Source organism: Acuticoccus kandeliae (genome assembly GCF_003073115.1).
This window is the reverse complement of sequence record NZ_QBBV01000002.1, coordinates 963,637-978,184: the sequence shown is the minus strand read 5'-3', so window position 1 is coordinate 978,184 and position 14,548 is coordinate 963,637. Positions and strand designations below refer to the sequence as shown.

The following is a 14,548-nucleotide window of genomic DNA, read 5'->3' as shown; positions in this document are numbered from 1 at the left end:
CGCCGGCGCGCTCCTTTATGACTGCACCCGCGGACCGGCGACTGGCCTAGAGGCGACGCCCTGTGTCGGCGTCGAACACGTGCACGAGGTCGGTGCGCGGGAACAGATGAATGGTCTCTCCGGGGCGGAATGCGTGGCGTTCGTCGAACATCGCGCAAACCTCGGCGTCCGCCATCTTCACGAAGGCGAGGGTGTAGGCGCCCGTCGGCTCGATCACGCTGACCTCCGCCGGCACGCCAACGCCGCCGCCATTGTGCAGGCTGATATGCTCGGGCCGGACGCCGTAGACGACCTTGTGGCCGTCCGAGGCCTGAAGGCTGGCGGGCGCCGGAAGCTCGATCCCGTCCTTCGCGACGATCGAGGGGGCGCCGTTCGCGCGCGAGACGCGCCCCTCGATGAAGTTCATCGCGGGCGAGCCGATGAAGCCGGCGACGAACATGTTCGCCGGATTGTCGTAGAGCTCGAGCGGGGAGCCGATCTGCTCCACGATCCCGTCGTGCATGACGACGATGCGGTCGGCCATCGTCATCGCCTCGATCTGGTCGTGGGTGACGTAGACGGCCGTGGTCTTGAGGCGCTGGTGCAGCGCCTTGATCTCGGTGCGCATCTGCACGCGCAGCTTGGCGTCGAGGTTGGAGAGCGGCTCGTCGAACAGGAAGACCTGCGGCTTGCGCACGATCGCCCGCCCCATCGCGACGCGCTGGCGCTGGCCGCCCGAGAGCTGGCGCGGATAGCGCTCGACGAGGGCGCCGAGGCCCAGAATGTCAGCCGCTTCCTTGACGCGCTTGGCGATCTCTTCCTTCGGCGCGTTCGCGAGCTTCAGGCTGAACGCCATGTTGTCGTAGACGGTCATGTGCGGGTAGAGGGCGTAATTCTGGAACACCATCGCGATGTCCCGTTCCTTCGGCGGAACGAGATTGACGACGCGGTCCCCGATGAGAATCTCGCCACCGCTGATCTGCTCGAGCCCCGCGATCATGCGCAGGAGCGTCGACTTCCCGCAGCCGGAGGGGCCGACGAGAACGACGAATTCTCCATCGGCGATGCTGATATTCACGCCATGGATGACTTCCACGGACCCGAATGACTTGCGGACGTCGTTGATTCCGACGGACGCCATACGCGCCCCACCTCCCAAGTTCCGGGTTTATCCCGGCCTCATTTGCGATGCGGGCGAGCGCGTTCGCGCCGATGACCCACATCATCTGGTTGTCGGCATGAAACGCTGTGGGATCGGGAAGGTCAAGGGCGGGGTTGTGTATGCACAGGCCAATTCGGCTCGGATCCTCTGGACTTATGGGGTCCACACCCGATCGGGACGCGGCGCCTCGCGGCATGGCACAATTGGATTTGTCGCGATGCGGGGCCGGGTTAGCGTTCCCATATCCATTTCCGATTGTGCATCGCGGGAGAGGCTGAGGGGCCATTCGTGCCGTGTCGGACGCGCACGCGCCGCCCGAAGCGCCGCGCCGCAACATGCGCATTCGGACCCTTATTCATCTGATGATTCGAAGTTTTTCTGAGGGGATTGCAAAAATAATTGCAGGATCCGCCGCTGCAAATCCGCATTTGAACTTGGAAATCCCGGTAGATTATCTTTTCGTTAGATGAACTGTCGGCTCGACGAGCACCCGAGGGGGGCCGCAACGACCCGTCCGGGAGACCTCGTCCCGCGCCGGCGATTCGCGTGGCCGACGGCGGCGGGCGCCCGCCGCGAACCGGCCGGACGAATGACCGCGAGCCGGTGTTCCACCGGGTGTCGGGAGGGGGGACGGGACGAGCCGCGCGCCGCGGGCCCGGCCGATCAGGCCGGCGATGTCCATGCGGCTTGGCGTGGGGCGTTTCTCAGGCGCAGAGCCGTCCGCGCGAGGCGCCGTCCCCATCCCCGTCCGCGAGCGCCTCGAGGCGCGCCCGGTCGCGGATGATGACCATGTCGCTGCGCGGCAGGTCGATGATGCGCAGCGCCTTCAGCCGGCTGATCGCGCGGCTCACCGTCTCGAGCGTGAGGCCGAGATAGTCCCCCATCTCGCAGCGCGTGAAGGGGAGGGTCATCGCGATCCCGTCCTCCTGCGAGCGGTCGGCGAGGTCGATGATCAGCGCCGCGACGCGGCCGAGCGCGGTGCGGTTGCCGACGATCATCAGCTGCTCGCGCGAGCGGCAGAGCTCGGCCGTGCAGGCGTTGAGGAGGCGGCGCGCGAGGCGCGGGTCGTGGTCGATCGCCTTGTCGATGGCGCTGTAGGGGATCTTGCGCAGCGTCGTCGGCCGGATCGCGACGGCGCTGCAGGCATAGCGCTGCCGGCTCGAGAGGCCGACGAGCTCTCCCTTGAAGCGCAGGCCGAGGATGACGCGGCTCCCGTCGACGGTGTGGCGGTAGATCATCACCGCTCCCGAGAGGATCTCGCAGAGCGCCGACGCCTCGTCCCCCTCGCGCAGGATGTGGCCGCGGCTTTCGACCTGTTGCAGCACCGTTCCGTCCTTCGGCCAATCCGTTTCAGCGGCACTGGTGGCGGACATGGGGAACATGGCGCGGGCTCCTCGAAGTTGTCTCGGCCGGGTCGATCCGAACAGAGCAACATGACGTGATCGCGAAATCATGTCGTTTGTGTCCCCAAGTTGTAGCATTTGCCTGCGTCCAGTGGAATTGCCCGCCGCGCGTGTGCGGTGCCGGCGTTGACGGATGTCAACCGCGCGCGGGGGTCCCTCTGCCATGGTGGATCTTTGTGGGGAGTGGGCGATGTCAGACGTGCCGTCGGCGCCCGACGATCACGCGGTGAAGGCCAACATCCTGGCCGCGCTGGACGCCGATCCGCAGACCGATGCCTCGCGCATCGGGGTGACGGTGCGGGACGGTGCGGTGACGCTGTCGGGTAGGGTGGCGAGCTATCCGGCCCAGCGCGCGGCCGAGCGGGCCGCCCTCGCCGTCGCGGGCGTCCTCACCCTTGCCAACGACATTGTGATCGACATCGCGCGCGAGGCGGTGATCGACGATGAAAGCCTCGCGAAACGGATCGCGGACATCCTCGCCTGGGACCCGGCGGTGCCGCATGAGGCGGTGCAGGCGAGCGTGCGCGACGGGACCGTCCGGCTCGACGGCGAGGTGGAGTGGCCGTCCGAGCGGGAGCTGATCGAGCGCCATGTTGGGCGGATCGAGGGTGTGCGCGCGGTCCGCAACGAGATCACGATCGTGCGCCGTGCGGGGGCGGAGGAGATCCGCCGCGCCATCGTCCACGCCCTCCACCGCAATGCCGACATCGAGGCGTCGCGCATCGAGGTCACCGTCGAAGACGGCATCGTTCGCCTCGAGGGGCGAATCGGTGCTCGCTATTTGAAAGAGATCGTGAAGAACGCGGTGTGGAACGCCCCTGGCGTGAAGGCCGTGGAGGACCACATTGTGGTCGAATGAGCCCGGCGCCGCGCGCGAGAAGATTGCGCGTGACGTCGCACCTTTTGGTTGATATAGGCCTCGTCCCCGACGACCGAGGGCGCAATGTCGGGGTCACAAATGTAGCGTAACGGAGGGCGTCCGCTCGGCATCGTGCACCCGCACAGCAAAGAACGCGGGAAGAGCGGCGTTTAAAAGGAGTAACCCATGCGTTTCATGGATCGGGGGCACGCTGGCCGTCACCTCGCCGCCGCCCTGGCGGACGAGGACATCGGCAACGCGCTCGTCCTGGCGCTTCCCCGTGGTGGTGTCCCCGTCGGCGCCGAGATCGCCGACGCCCTGCACCTGCCGTTCGACCTCATGCTGGTGCGCAAGCTCGGCGTACCGGGCGATGAGGAGATCGCGATGGGCGCGATCGCCTATGGCGACGTCGTCGTCCTCAACGAATTCATCATCGACGGGTACGAGATCGCCGATTCGGTGGTGGAGGACTCGCTGCGCCATGCAAGGCGCGAACTCGTGCGCCGCAACGACCTCTATCGCGGCGGCCGCGCGGCGCCGAACGTCGCCGGCCGCCGGGTAATCCTGGTCGACGACGGCGTCGCGACCGGGGCGGACATGCGCGCCGCCGTGGAATCGGTCGACCAGCAGGGCGCGGATCACATCATCGTGGCCGTCCCGGTCGCCTCCCGCGCCGCGATCCTTCTCCTGCGCGAAGTGGCGGACGAGGTGATCACCCTGTGCCAGCCCGATCCCTTCATGGGCGTCGGCGACCAGTACGAGAATTTCGCCCCGGTCTCCGACGCGGAGGTCGTGAACACGCTGAACGCGGTCCACGCCCCGGCGCTTCTCTAGGCCTCGACGAACAGGACGTCGGCGGGCAACGGATCGCACCTCGCTCGCCGACGCCAACCATCAGGACAGCGTCATGGACGTGCTCGACTGGCTGGCCCGCTGGTACGAAGCCCAATGCGACGGCGATTGGGAGCACCAGCAGGGCGTCTCCATCACCACGCTGGACAATCCGGGCTGGGCCCTCGAAATCGACCTGTCCGGGACCGATTGCGACGGCCGAACCCTCGATCCGGTCGCCCACAATCACGAGCATGAGATCGACTGGTGGATCTGCCGGACCGAGAACAACAAGTTTCTGGGATATGCCGGACCGTTCCATCTCCGGTCCCTGCTTGAAGTGTTTCGGGACTGGGCGACGAAGGTCGAATAGCGCGCCGCTCGGATGACCGCGCGATCTCCAAGACGGAAGCCGGCGCGACGGGCCTGATCGGCGCGGCGTCGGTCGCAGACCACCCCGGCGGATCCCCTGGCGGACGCGGCGGCGCTTGGCTTCGCCGCGTCCTTTCTGTATCGGCTGGGCGGAGAGGCGGTGCCGGGGTCCGGCCCGCGCCTCGCCACCGTCCATGCACGGTTCCAAGGCTCGACACCCTTTGCCCCATCGCCGGCTCGCGCTGCTCTACTCCACCTTGTTCTTCGAGGTCGGGATCTATCTCCCGTTCTTCTCGCTGTGGCTGAACGCGCGGGCGCTGACGCCGGAGGAGATTGGCATCGTGCTCGCCGCGCCGCTGCTCGCGCGCATCGCGGCGACGCCGCTCGTCACCACCCTTGCCGACCGCAAAGGCGGGATCGCGCGCCTCCTCGTCGTCTGCGCGATCGGGGCCGTCGCCGCCACGTTCCTCCTCGCCTTCGCGCGCGGCTTCGTGCCGATCCTCGCCCTCGTGATCGCGATGGGGGTCGCGCAGGGGCCGCTCTTCGCGCTCAGCAACGCGCTCACCTGGCGGCACCTGCGCCTGCGCCTCGATCGCGCGATGCACGAGCACACCTATGGCCGCATCCGCCTCTGGGGCTCGGTCGCCTTCATCGTCGCGAACCTCGCGGCGGGGCAGTTCCTCGGCATCTTCCCGGCGGGGGCGCTGATCTGGCTGATCTGCGGGGCGTCGGCCGCGACAGCGCTCGTCGCGGCGAGCCTCGTCAAGGTGCCGGAGACCGACGGGCGGCCGGCCGCCATCGCGCCGAAACAGTCGCGCACGGCGATCCTCTCGGTCGCCGCGATCGTCGCGGGGGCGGCGATGGTCCAGGCAAGCCACGCGACCTACTACGCCTTCTCGAGCCTCCATTGGGCCGAACGCGGCATCTCGGGCGCGACGATCGGGGCGCTCTGGGCCGGCAGCGTCGTCGCGGAGGTGCTCTTCTTCATGTACGCCAAGCGCGTGTCGGGCTTCCTCGGCGGGCCGTTCGCGCTTCTGATGCTTGGCGCGGGGGCGGCGGTCGTGCGCTGGGGGGCGATGGGGCTCGACCCGCCGCTCCCCGTCATCGCCGCGCTGCAGCTGTGCCACGCGCTCACCTTCGGCGCGACGCATCTCGGGCTGATGGTCGCCCTCTCGCGCCTCCTGCCGACGGCCTATGAGGCGCGGGCGCAGGGGTGGTTCTCCGCCGGCAGCTCCGCGCTGATGGCGCTGCTCACGATCCTCGCCGGCCTCGCCTATGGCGCGATCGGCGAGCACTCCTACTGGGCGACCGCGCTCCCGTTCGGGATCGCCGCGCTCGCCCTCTTCACAATGAGCCGCCGCGCGCTGACAGCGCCCGCCTGAGGCGTCAGGCGGCGACCTCCTCGGCCGCGCGGCCGACGACGGCGCGGTAGGAATCCGGATCCGTCGCACCCTCGCTACCGATGACGACGACGCGCGAGGTCGCCGTCAGCTCCAGCGCCTCGCGCACGGCGGGGTCGAAGGTGGCGGCGATGAGGCCCGCTGTCGCCGCGCAGCCCGATTCGCCGGAGACGAGCGGCGGGTCGCCGTCCACCCCGTTCGCGAGGAGGCGCATCGTCGCCGCCGCCGCATCGTCGGGAATCGCAACCACATCGTCGAGCGCGGGGCCGAGGATCGGCCACGCCGCCGGCGACACCTCGCCCGCCGCAAGGCACGCCATGAAGGTGTCGATGTCGCCCGTCACGGGGATCATCTCCCCTTGCGCGAGCGAGCGCGAGATGCAGTCGGCCTGGAAGGGCTCCACCACCACCACACGGGGCCGCCCGGCGCGGAAGCGCTCCCAGAGCGGGCCGACGACGGCGGCGGCGAGGCCGCCGACCGCGCCCGGTGCGAAGATGTGGGTGGGCAGAAAGTCGAGCGCGCCGATGATCTCGTCGGTCAGCACCGTGTAGCCCTGCATCACCAGGGAGGGGACGCGGATGTCGCCGCCGGCCGAGGTGTCGGCGACGAGCTGCCAGCCGTTGGTGAGGGAATCGGCCGCGCACTGGTGGACCGAGTCGTCATAGTTGCCGCGCACGCGCCGGATCTCCGCGCCGTAGGCCGCGATCTCGCGCTCACGCGTCGCGCTGACATGCTCGTGCAGATAGATGACGCAGCGGCAGCCGAAGCTTTGGGCACCCCAGGCGACGGAGCGGCCGTGATTGCCGTCCGTCGCGCTCGCGACCGTCACCTCGCGCACGACCGCCTTGTGGCGGCCGGCCATCAGGTCCTGCGCGCTCGGGCGCGTCCCGGTCGCGGCCTCCACCGCGTCCTTCAGGATGACGAGGACGGCATAGGCACCGCCGAGCGCCTTGAAGCTCTTCAGCCCGAAACGGTGGCTCTCGTCCTTGTAGAGGAGCGTGCCGACGCCGATCCGCTTGGCGAGGCCCGGCAGCGGCACGAGCGGCGTCGGCGCGTAGCCCGGCCAGTTGGTGATCTCTGCTTTGGCGGCCTGAAGCCCCGGCTCGTTCAGGATCTGCGTGACATCCCCCTGATAGGGCCGCTTCCGGTCCAAGCGGACATTGTGCTGGTGGCGGAGGGGGAATCGTTCGATGGGCATCGTTTCTCACTCGTCGTTCAACCTAAGGGGATTGACCCCAAACGCAGCCGAGGGCAAGCCCCGTGCCGCGATGGCGAACGATCCGGCAGGCGATAGCTTCTGGTTGCACCATCGGCGGGGCAGCGTGGCCGCTCGGAATATGTTCGCCGGGTGGCGGAATGGGTCATTCCAGGTCGGCGACGACCCCGAGACCCCGCGCCGTCGCGGCGTTCACGCAATAATGGGCGCAGGCGAGATCCTGCGCGGCGATGCCGAGCGAGCGGTAGAGGGTGATCTCGTCGGCGCTGGTGCGACCGGGCGCCGCACCCGACAGAACCTCGCCGATTTCCCCGCGCACGAAGTCCCGGCCGATCACGCCCGCCTCGATCGCCGCGATCACCTCGCCCGCCTGCGCGAAGGTGGAGGGGCGGTAGTCGACGAAGAGGCTGGAGCGGGTGAGGGCCGCCTCGTCGATCTCGCGCTTTGAGGGGATCGACGCGCCGACGATGTTGAGGTGCGTGCCGGGCGCGAGCCATGCGCCGAGGAGGACGGGGTCGGCCGCCGATGTCACCGTGCAGACGATGTCGGCCCCGTCGACCGCCGCCCTGATGTCGGTCCCGGCCGTAAATTCGAGGCCGGGATGGTGGGCGCGGGCGGCGGCGCAGAAGGCCTCCGCCTTTTCAAGACGCCGGCCGGCGACGCGCACGGTGCGGATGGGGCGCACGGCCGTGATCGCGGCGAGGTGATGCTCGGCCTGCTCGCCGGTGCCGATGAGGGTGAGCGTCGCGGCATCCTTGCGCGCGAGGGCGCGCGTTGCGACGGCGCTCGCCGCGGAGGTCCGGATCGCGGTGAGGAGGCCGGCATTCATCATGCCGATCGCCGCGCCGTGCTCGGGCTCGAAGATCACCATCGCGCCGCGATGGGAGGAGAGGCCGACGTCGGGATTGTGCGGGAAGAGGCTGATGAGCTTGACGCCGTAGACGCCCGGCTCGTGCATCGCGCCCGGCATGACGCCGAGCATGTTCGGCCCGCCGACCGGCATCGCCATGCGCAGCGGCAGGGTGGTCGTCCCGCTCGAGACGGCGATCATCGTCTTCTCGATGATCTCGATCGCGGCCTCCATCGTGAGGAGGGACGCGATGTCGGCCTCTGAGAGGACGATCATCGCGTGCGCACCGCGCCCTCGCCCCAGCCCTCGCCGGTGAGGGGGAGGCCGAGCTCGGTCTCTAGGAGCCCGGTATAGAGCCCCGGCCGCACCACGTAGGGGAAGTGGCCGCCCCAGGCGAAGCGGTAGGACACGGCGGGCGCGAGGTGGGCGCGCACCTCCTCCCGACTCGCCGGCTGGATGAGGGGATCGTCGTCGCCCTCGATGGTCGCGATGCGGGTCGCCGGGATCGGGACGGAGGCGAGCGTCGGCGCGGTCTTCAGCGCGTTGAGGCGGGTGCGCAGCTCAGCCTCGGGGATGCGGCCGTCGACCTCGCCGAGGAGGAGATCCACGAGCTCGGCCTGGTCCGGATGCGCCTCGCGCCAGGCGCCGAGCCCCTTGTGGAGGCCGGCCCGAAGGTCCGCGATCGGCGCGGAGAGGACGTCGAGCGTGTAGGGCGGCCGCGACCGGCTCGCCTCGGTCGAGACCAGCGTGTTCGCGGGGAGGAGCTTTGCGACGCGCTCCGGGTGCGTCGCGCCGAAATGCTGGACGAGATAGCCGCCGAGGGACGTGCCGAGGATCGTCGCCGTGTCGATCCCGCACGCGTCGAGGAGGGCGACGAGATCGTCTGCCCACTCGGTGACGCCGCCGGACGCGGGGTAGGTGGTGGCGAGGACCCGCGCACGGGGCGCGAGCGCCTCCATCTGCTGCCAGAACACGTCCGCGCGGCCGAGCGTGCCGGGGATTAGGATCAGCACCGGGCCGTCCGTGCCGACGTCGATCACGCCCCATTCGCGGCCGTTGAGGGTGACGCGCGCCTCGGGGTGGCGCGCGTTGAAGGCGTCGCGGCGCGCGATCAGCGTATTCGTCATCGGAACGGGTCTTCCACTTTGGGCCAGTAGTTCGGGGCGCGGCGGGTGAAGGGGATGTTGGCGTAGTCGGGGGTGATCGCGCCGGGCGTCGCGACGTGGATCACCTCCTGCGCGATCGGCGCGAACCCGGCGTAAAAATGCTGGGACGACTTTACGCCGACGATCCGCTTGCCGGAAAGGTCGATGCCGAGACCGGTATAGGCCTCGGGGTGAAAGGTCTGCGTGCGCGTGTCGTTAATCACGATGTCGACGCCGTTCGCGGTGAGCCAGGCCATCTCGCCGAGCGGGCTCGCGAGGCTGCCGAAATGCTGGCTGAGGCCGGATGCGAGGCGGCGGACGGTGACGGTGAGATCCAGCGGGTCGCCCGACATCGGCCCGCACTTGCCGCCAAGGCGCAGCGCCAGCGTCGCCCCTTCGCCCGCCTCCGACACGATCCGCACCGCGATCGGGTCCCAGAAGATGCCGACGACCGCGTTGTCGATGCCGCGCGCGAGGATGCGGGAGAGGAGGAAGGTCGCGTCGCTCGGCGCGCCGCCGCCGGCATTGTCGGACGTGTCGGCGAGGACGACCGGCTTGCCGGGCGGGGCGGCGAGCGCGCGGTCGAGCGCGCCGTCGATGTCCGGATAGGGCCGCATGATCTCGTGGCGCAGCGAGAAGAGCTCGGCGGCGAGGTCGGCGGCGACGCGTTCGGCGAGCGCCGCGTCCCCGTCCGTGATCGCGAGGGCGCGGGCGCCGACGCGGGGATGGTCGCCCCAGGGGAAGCCGTGCGCGAGGGAGAGGGAGAGGATGCCCCCCGAGTCCTCGCGCGCGCTCATCCGGTCGACGAAGCCGCGCATCGGCGCGACCGGGGTGTGCATCGCGCAGATCATCCGGCAGTCGACATCGCGCATCACCGGGCGCGTCCGCCCCTCGGCGGCGTCCGCCGCGAGGGCGAAGAGGTCCCGTGCGCGCTCCGGCACGTCGACGTGCGGATATTCCTTGAAGGCGACGAGGAGGGTCGCCTTCGTCATCATCGCCTCGGTGAGGTGACAATGGGGGTCGAGGAGGGCGCCGATCACGGCACTCTCGCCCGCGATCTCGCGGCAGCGCGCGATGAGGTCGCCCTCGCAATCGTCGTACCCGTCCGCGATCATCGCGCCGTGGAGGGAGAGGAGGACGATGTCGACGGGCAGCGCGGCGCGGAGGTCGGCGAGGATCTCGTCGCGGTACGCCTCATAGACGGCGCGCACGGTGGGGCCGGCGGGCTGGGCGTGGGCCGACAGGCTCTCGGCGACCTCCCAGCCCTTCGCCTCGGCGCTCTCGCGCCAGATGTGCATCGCGCCCGTCCAGTAGGTGACCGGATGGCGCGTCGCGTCGCCGTGATGGACGCCGCCTTCCTCGAAGGAGCGCGCGCCGGTCGGCAGCGGCGAGAACGAGTTCGTCTCGGTCGCAAGGCTCGCGATGAACATCCTCATACGGCCTCCTGCGGCTCCTCGATGGCGGTGGCGACGGGGTCGCCGGCGAAGGCGGCGGCAAGGCCCGCGATCGCGTGGATCGTGATGATGAGGAAGGCGAGCGGCACGGCGGCGGTGAACCAGATCATCGACACGTCGAGCATCTCGGCCGTGCGCCCGAGATTGCGGCCGAGGAAGCCGCGCGAGAGGCTGAAATTTGGGCCGAAGAGGGAGAAATAGAGGACCGGGTAGGCGAAGATCGCGACGCCCGCGAACCGGATCAGTGCGAGCACGCGCCCGAGGCCGCCGCCAAGCGCGGCCATTGCGGGGAAGAGGGTCGGGTCGGCGCGGTGGTGGAAGGCGACACTCGCGCCGAGCATTCCGGCCCACACCATCGCGCGGCGGGCGAGCTCCTCGGTCCAGATCGGCGGGGCGTCGAACACGTAGCGGGCGACGACCTGGTAGGTCGCCGCGAGCGCCATCACAAGGACGGCGAGGATGGCGCCGGCGAGGGCGACCCGGTTGAGCTGGTCCGAGATCCGGACGAGGACGTGCGCCGCACCCCGGGCCATCGCCTCACTCGCCCTTCGCGGTGCGCCAGGCCTCGATCTGCTCGGCCGTGAGAAGGCCGCTATCGTAGGTCTTCTCGGAGGCCTCGACGAAGGCGGCGCGCGCCTCGTCCGAGAGCGTCACGATCGCGACGCCGGCGGCCTTCAGCTTGTCGTAGACGCCGCTCTGGTTCTTCAGCCACGTGCGGTTCGCCTCGTTGGCGGCAAGCGCGGCGGCCTCCACCGTCTCGCGCTCTTCGTCGGAGAGGCCCTGATACCAGTCCTCCGAGACGATGGTGACGCGCAGGGACGGGCTGATCTCGGCGTCGGTGAAATATTTGATGAAGTCGGTGTGGCCGAAAAGGAGCGGCACCACCGGCGGGTTGAGATAGCCATCCGCGACGCCCGTCTGGAGCGCGTTCGGCACCTCCGCCCAGCTGACGATCGTGCCGGTCGCGCCCCACGTCTTGAAGAGCTCGATCTGGCTCTCGTCGAGCGCGCGCATGCGGAGGTCGCCCATGTCGGCGATGGTCTCGACCGGGTGCTTGGTGTTGAAGATGCCGCTGCCCTGGCCGACGGTGTTGACGCCGAGCACGCGCACGCCGTCCGGCGTCGTCGCCTCGTTGATCTTCTCCAGCATCCCGCCGTCATAGAGGGCGCGGTCGACGTCCTCCATGCCGTTGAAGAAGTAGGGCAGGCGCAGCCCGAAGATGAGATTGTCGAGCGAGGTCGTGATCGCGAGCGGCGACATCGACACCTCGAGGAGGCCTTGGGAGACCTGGTCGAACAGCTCGTCGTCGCCGCCGAGCGCGCCGCGCTGGTACTCCTCCGCCTCCATCCCGTGCTCGTTCAGATACTGGGTGAAGGCGTGGGCCCAGACGTAGCTGCCGGAGCCTTCGAGGTCGGCCGGGCTGTCGAGCGCGACCTTGATCTGCGCCGAGGCGGGAGACGCCAGCGCGATGAGCGCCGTCAGCGAAAGGGCGTATGCGATTGGCTTCAGTGTCATTGCGAGCTCCTGCGTCAATGTCTTGGACGTGCCGCGATTAGGATGCGCCGACGAGGCCGAAGGCCCGCGGGATGGTGAGGCTGATCGCCGGGACGGCGATGAGGATGGCGAGAACGACGATCTCCACGAGGACGAAGGGGATCACGGCGCGGGCGAGACGCCAATAGTTGGTCTTCGTGACGGTGGAGACGACGAGGAGGGCCCCGCCGAGCGGCGGCGAGACGAGGCCGACGCACAGGTTGAAGCAGATGACGATGCCGAGATGGACGGGGTCGGCGCCCTGCGCGAGCGCGACCGGGGCGAGGAGCGGCACCAGGAGGGCGAGCGCCACCGGCACGTCGAGCACCATCCCTGCGAGGATGAAGATGAGGTTCATCGCGATCATGTACTCGACAGGCCCGAGGCCGAGCGAGGTGACGGTGGCCGAGATCGCTTCAGGCAGTCGCTCCAGCGCGCCGAGATGGCCGAGCGCGGCGACGGCGGTGATGATCATGAAGATCGAGCCGGAGAGCATCGCGGTGCGTTTGAGGCACGCGAGGAGACCGCTGATCGAGAGCCCCTCGTAGAAGCTCCCCGCGAAGGCGGCCGCGATGACGGCGATCGCCGCCGCCTCGGTCGGCGTCATCCAGCCGAAGACGATGCCGCCGACGATGATGATGGGGAGGAAGAGGGCGGGCGCCGAGCGCACGATCGTCGGCAGGAGCGGCGGCGTCTCCCCCTTCGCCATGCGGGGATGGTCGTCCCGCCACGCATAGTAGGCGTTCACCGCGAAGAGGGCGGCGGCGAGGAGGAGGCCCGGCAGGATCCCGGCGAGGAAGAGCGCCGTGACCGAGGTCTGCATCAGCGCGCCGTAGAAGATCAGGATGATCGAGGGCGGCACGATCGGGCCGATGATGGAGGAGGCGGCGGTGACGGCACCCGCATAGGTCTCGGAGTAGCCGCGCTCGCGCATCGCGGGGACGAGCGTGTTGGAGAGGGCCGCGGCGTCCGCCACCGCCGAGCCGGAGATGCCGGCGAAGAAGACGCTCGTCATGATGTTGACGTGGCCGAGGCCGCCGCGAAGCCTGCCGACGAGGGCCATCGACAGGTCGATGAGCACGCGCGTCACGCCGCCGCGATTCATGATCTCGCCGGTGAGGATGAAGAGCGGCATCGACATCAGCGCGAACACGTCGATCTTGGAGAAGATCTGCTGCGGCAGGATGGCGAGATAGCGCGTCTTGTCGACGGCGACGAAGGCGAGGACGGCCGAGGCGCCGATGACATAGGCGAGCGCCAGCCCCGAAACGAGGAGGACCAGAGCGACGGCCGGCACCAGTGCGATCACGCCATTGGGCTCCGATTGGAGATCGTTCGGTCGCGCCCGACAGGGCGAGCATCGGCGGAGCGTATCAGAGATTTTCTCATTGGAAACCGCAATTTTCGCATCGGAAAATCATCGTCGACCACGGCTTTGGAGCGGGCTAGAATAGGGTGTGGACAAGGTCGACGCGCTCAAGATCACACGGGAAGACAAGCGCGCCCGCATGGGCGAACGGCTGCGGCAGATCCGTCGCGAGCAGGGGATGACGCTTGCCGACCTCGCGGGGCGGGCGAACCTTGCCGTCTCCACCGTGTCGAAGGTCGAGCGCGGGCTGATGGCGCTGACTTATGATCGCTTCAGCCAGCTCGCCGACGCGCTGGAGGTGGACCTTGCCGCCCTCTTCGCCGAACGAGGCGAGAGCTTCCGCCCCGGCGAGGTCGCGATCGCGCGCGAGGGGCAGTTCATGCTCCACGAGACCGAGAACTACACCTACGAGATGCTCTTTCCGGAGCTGTGGCAGAAGGCGATGGTCCCGATGCTCGGCACGCTGCGCGCCTACGAGACGATGCGGTTCGACCGCTATGTCAGCCACCGCGGGGAGGAGTTCCTGATGGTGCTCGAAGGGCGCGTCAGCGTGTTCCTGGAGGAGATGGCGCCGGTGGTGCTGGAGACCGGGGAGAGCATCTATTTCGACAGCCGTCGCGGCCATCTCTACGCCTCGGCGGGGGAGCGCGACGCGCGGATCCTCGTCGTGTGCACGCGGCCCGGTGCGCCGGACGCCGCCTTCGAGCCGGCCGGCGAGCCTGCTGCCGACTGAGCGAGGGCATTGCGCGTCAGCGCAACACGGCCTTTCCCCAACGTAATGTCTGAAGCCGTCTAAAATCTGCTATCGACGTCCGAAAGACGGTCGATGATGCATATCTGTGCGTGTCGATTAAGGCTCGGACAGTCAGCGCGTGTGGCCTCTTCGCGCGCAGAGCCCGCCTTTTGCGCGCCGGTCGGCACGGTGCCGCATCAACTTGCACTTGCCAATTTTGATATCATGGTCAAAAGATGAGC

The 14,548-nt window shown here is 68.9% G+C and carries 14 protein-coding genes; 5 read left to right on the top strand and 9 right to left on the bottom strand.

Features of this window, described 5'->3' with window-relative positions; genetic code table 11:
- Window positions 1-46: 46 nt before the first annotated feature.
- Both DBV35_RS17285 and DBV35_RS17280 read right to left on the bottom strand, forming a co-directional pair.
- Window positions 47-1,120 carry an ABC transporter ATP-binding protein gene (locus DBV35_RS17285; protein WP_108661548.1) on the bottom strand — a complete coding sequence of 358 codons (1,074 nt, stop codon included), beginning with the start codon at window positions 1,118-1,120 and terminating at the stop codon, window positions 47-49.
- Between the two features lie 725 nt (window positions 1,121-1,845).
- On the bottom strand, window positions 1,846-2,466 hold the full coding sequence (locus DBV35_RS17280; RefSeq protein ID WP_170134964.1) for a Crp/Fnr family transcriptional regulator: 621 nt from the start codon (window positions 2,464-2,466) through the stop codon (window positions 1,846-1,848).
- 268 nt (window positions 2,467-2,734) lie between these two features.
- On the opposite strand from DBV35_RS17280, the gene DBV35_RS17275 reads away from it, so the two are divergent.
- From DBV35_RS17275 to DBV35_RS17260, 4 genes are all read left to right on the top strand, one after another.
- Window positions 2,735-3,403, top strand: coding sequence for a BON domain-containing protein (locus DBV35_RS17275; protein ID WP_170134963.1), 669 nt, complete (start codon window positions 2,735-2,737; stop codon window positions 3,401-3,403).
- 186 nt (window positions 3,404-3,589) lie between these two features.
- Complete coding sequence (locus DBV35_RS17270; RefSeq protein WP_108661545.1) at window positions 3,590-4,237, top strand: phosphoribosyltransferase; 648 nt, start codon at window positions 3,590-3,592, stop codon at window positions 4,235-4,237.
- A 73-nt stretch (window positions 4,238-4,310) separates the two neighbouring features.
- Window positions 4,311-4,607: an immunity 53 family protein gene (locus DBV35_RS17265; protein ID WP_108661544.1), complete on the top strand. Its 297-nt coding sequence runs from the start codon at window positions 4,311-4,313 to the stop codon at window positions 4,605-4,607.
- A 220-nt stretch (window positions 4,608-4,827) separates the two neighbouring features.
- The gene (locus DBV35_RS17260; RefSeq protein WP_157961814.1) at window positions 4,828-5,988 is read left to right on the top strand and encodes an MFS transporter; all 1,161 of its coding nucleotides are present in this window, start codon (window positions 4,828-4,830) and stop codon (window positions 5,986-5,988) included.
- 4 nt (window positions 5,989-5,992) lie between these two features.
- Here DBV35_RS17260 and DBV35_RS17255 read toward each other — a convergent pair whose 3' ends face one another.
- The 7 genes from DBV35_RS17255 to DBV35_RS17225 all read right to left on the bottom strand — a co-directional run bounded on the left by DBV35_RS17255 (window position 5,993) and on the right by DBV35_RS17225 (window position 13,513).
- Window positions 5,993-7,204, bottom strand: coding sequence for a diaminopropionate ammonia-lyase (locus tag DBV35_RS17255; RefSeq protein ID WP_108661542.1), 1,212 nt, complete (start codon window positions 7,202-7,204; stop codon window positions 5,993-5,995).
- 163 nt (window positions 7,205-7,367) lie between these two features.
- Window positions 7,368-8,348, bottom strand: coding sequence for an ornithine cyclodeaminase family protein (locus DBV35_RS17250; RefSeq protein WP_108661541.1), 981 nt, complete (start codon window positions 8,346-8,348; stop codon window positions 7,368-7,370).
- On the bottom strand, window positions 8,345-9,199 hold the full coding sequence (locus DBV35_RS17245) for an alpha/beta fold hydrolase (RefSeq protein ID WP_108661540.1): 855 nt from the start codon (window positions 9,197-9,199) through the stop codon (window positions 8,345-8,347). The genes DBV35_RS17250 and DBV35_RS17245 overlap by 4 nt, the downstream gene beginning before the upstream one ends.
- Window positions 9,196-10,653, bottom strand: coding sequence for a M81 family metallopeptidase (locus DBV35_RS17240; protein ID WP_108661539.1), 1,458 nt, complete (start codon window positions 10,651-10,653; stop codon window positions 9,196-9,198). Before DBV35_RS17240 ends, DBV35_RS17245 begins: the two co-directional genes overlap by 4 nt.
- Entirely contained in the window at window positions 10,650-11,204 is a 555-nt protein-coding gene (locus DBV35_RS17235) for a TRAP transporter small permease (protein ID WP_108661538.1), read from the bottom strand. Before DBV35_RS17235 ends, DBV35_RS17240 begins: the two co-directional genes overlap by 4 nt.
- A gap of 4 nt (window positions 11,205-11,208) precedes the next feature.
- Window positions 11,209-12,186 carry a TRAP transporter substrate-binding protein gene (locus DBV35_RS17230; protein ID WP_108661537.1) on the bottom strand — a complete coding sequence of 326 codons (978 nt, stop codon included), beginning with the start codon at window positions 12,184-12,186 and terminating at the stop codon, window positions 11,209-11,211.
- Between the two features lie 37 nt (window positions 12,187-12,223).
- Window positions 12,224-13,513 carry a TRAP transporter large permease gene (locus tag DBV35_RS17225; RefSeq protein ID WP_108661536.1) on the bottom strand — a complete coding sequence of 430 codons (1,290 nt, stop codon included), beginning with the start codon at window positions 13,511-13,513 and terminating at the stop codon, window positions 12,224-12,226.
- A 148-nt stretch (window positions 13,514-13,661) separates the two neighbouring features.
- On the opposite strand from DBV35_RS17225, the gene DBV35_RS17220 reads away from it, so the two are divergent.
- A complete protein-coding gene (locus tag DBV35_RS17220; protein WP_245943970.1) occupies window positions 13,662-14,306 on the top strand; it encodes a helix-turn-helix domain-containing protein in 645 nt (214 codons plus the stop codon).
- Window positions 14,307-14,548: the final 242 nt, after the last annotated feature.

Coding starts and splice junctions, on each gene's coding strand:
- DBV35_RS17240 (WP_108661539.1), bottom strand. CDS start 10,653: ATGAGGATGTTCATCGCGAGCCTTGCGACCGAGACGAACTCGTTCTCG.
- DBV35_RS17285 (WP_108661548.1), bottom strand. CDS start 1,120: ATGGCGTCCGTCGGAATCAACGACGTCCGCAAGTCATTCGGGTCCGTG.
- DBV35_RS17275 (WP_170134963.1), top strand. CDS start 2,735: ATGTCAGACGTGCCGTCGGCGCCCGACGATCACGCGGTGAAGGCCAAC.
- DBV35_RS17235 (WP_108661538.1), bottom strand. CDS start 11,204: ATGGCCCGGGGTGCGGCGCACGTCCTCGTCCGGATCTCGGACCAGCTC.
- DBV35_RS17245 (WP_108661540.1), bottom strand. CDS start 9,199: ATGACGAATACGCTGATCGCGCGCCGCGACGCCTTCAACGCGCGCCAC.
- DBV35_RS17255 (WP_108661542.1), bottom strand. CDS start 7,204: ATGCCCATCGAACGATTCCCCCTCCGCCACCAGCACAATGTCCGCTTG.
- DBV35_RS17265 (WP_108661544.1), top strand. CDS start 4,311: ATGGACGTGCTCGACTGGCTGGCCCGCTGGTACGAAGCCCAATGCGAC.
- DBV35_RS17250 (WP_108661541.1), bottom strand. CDS start 8,348: ATGATCGTCCTCTCAGAGGCCGACATCGCGTCCCTCCTCACGATGGAG.
- DBV35_RS17230 (WP_108661537.1), bottom strand. CDS start 12,186: ATGACACTGAAGCCAATCGCATACGCCCTTTCGCTGACGGCGCTCATC.
- DBV35_RS17270 (WP_108661545.1), top strand. CDS start 3,590: ATGCGTTTCATGGATCGGGGGCACGCTGGCCGTCACCTCGCCGCCGCC.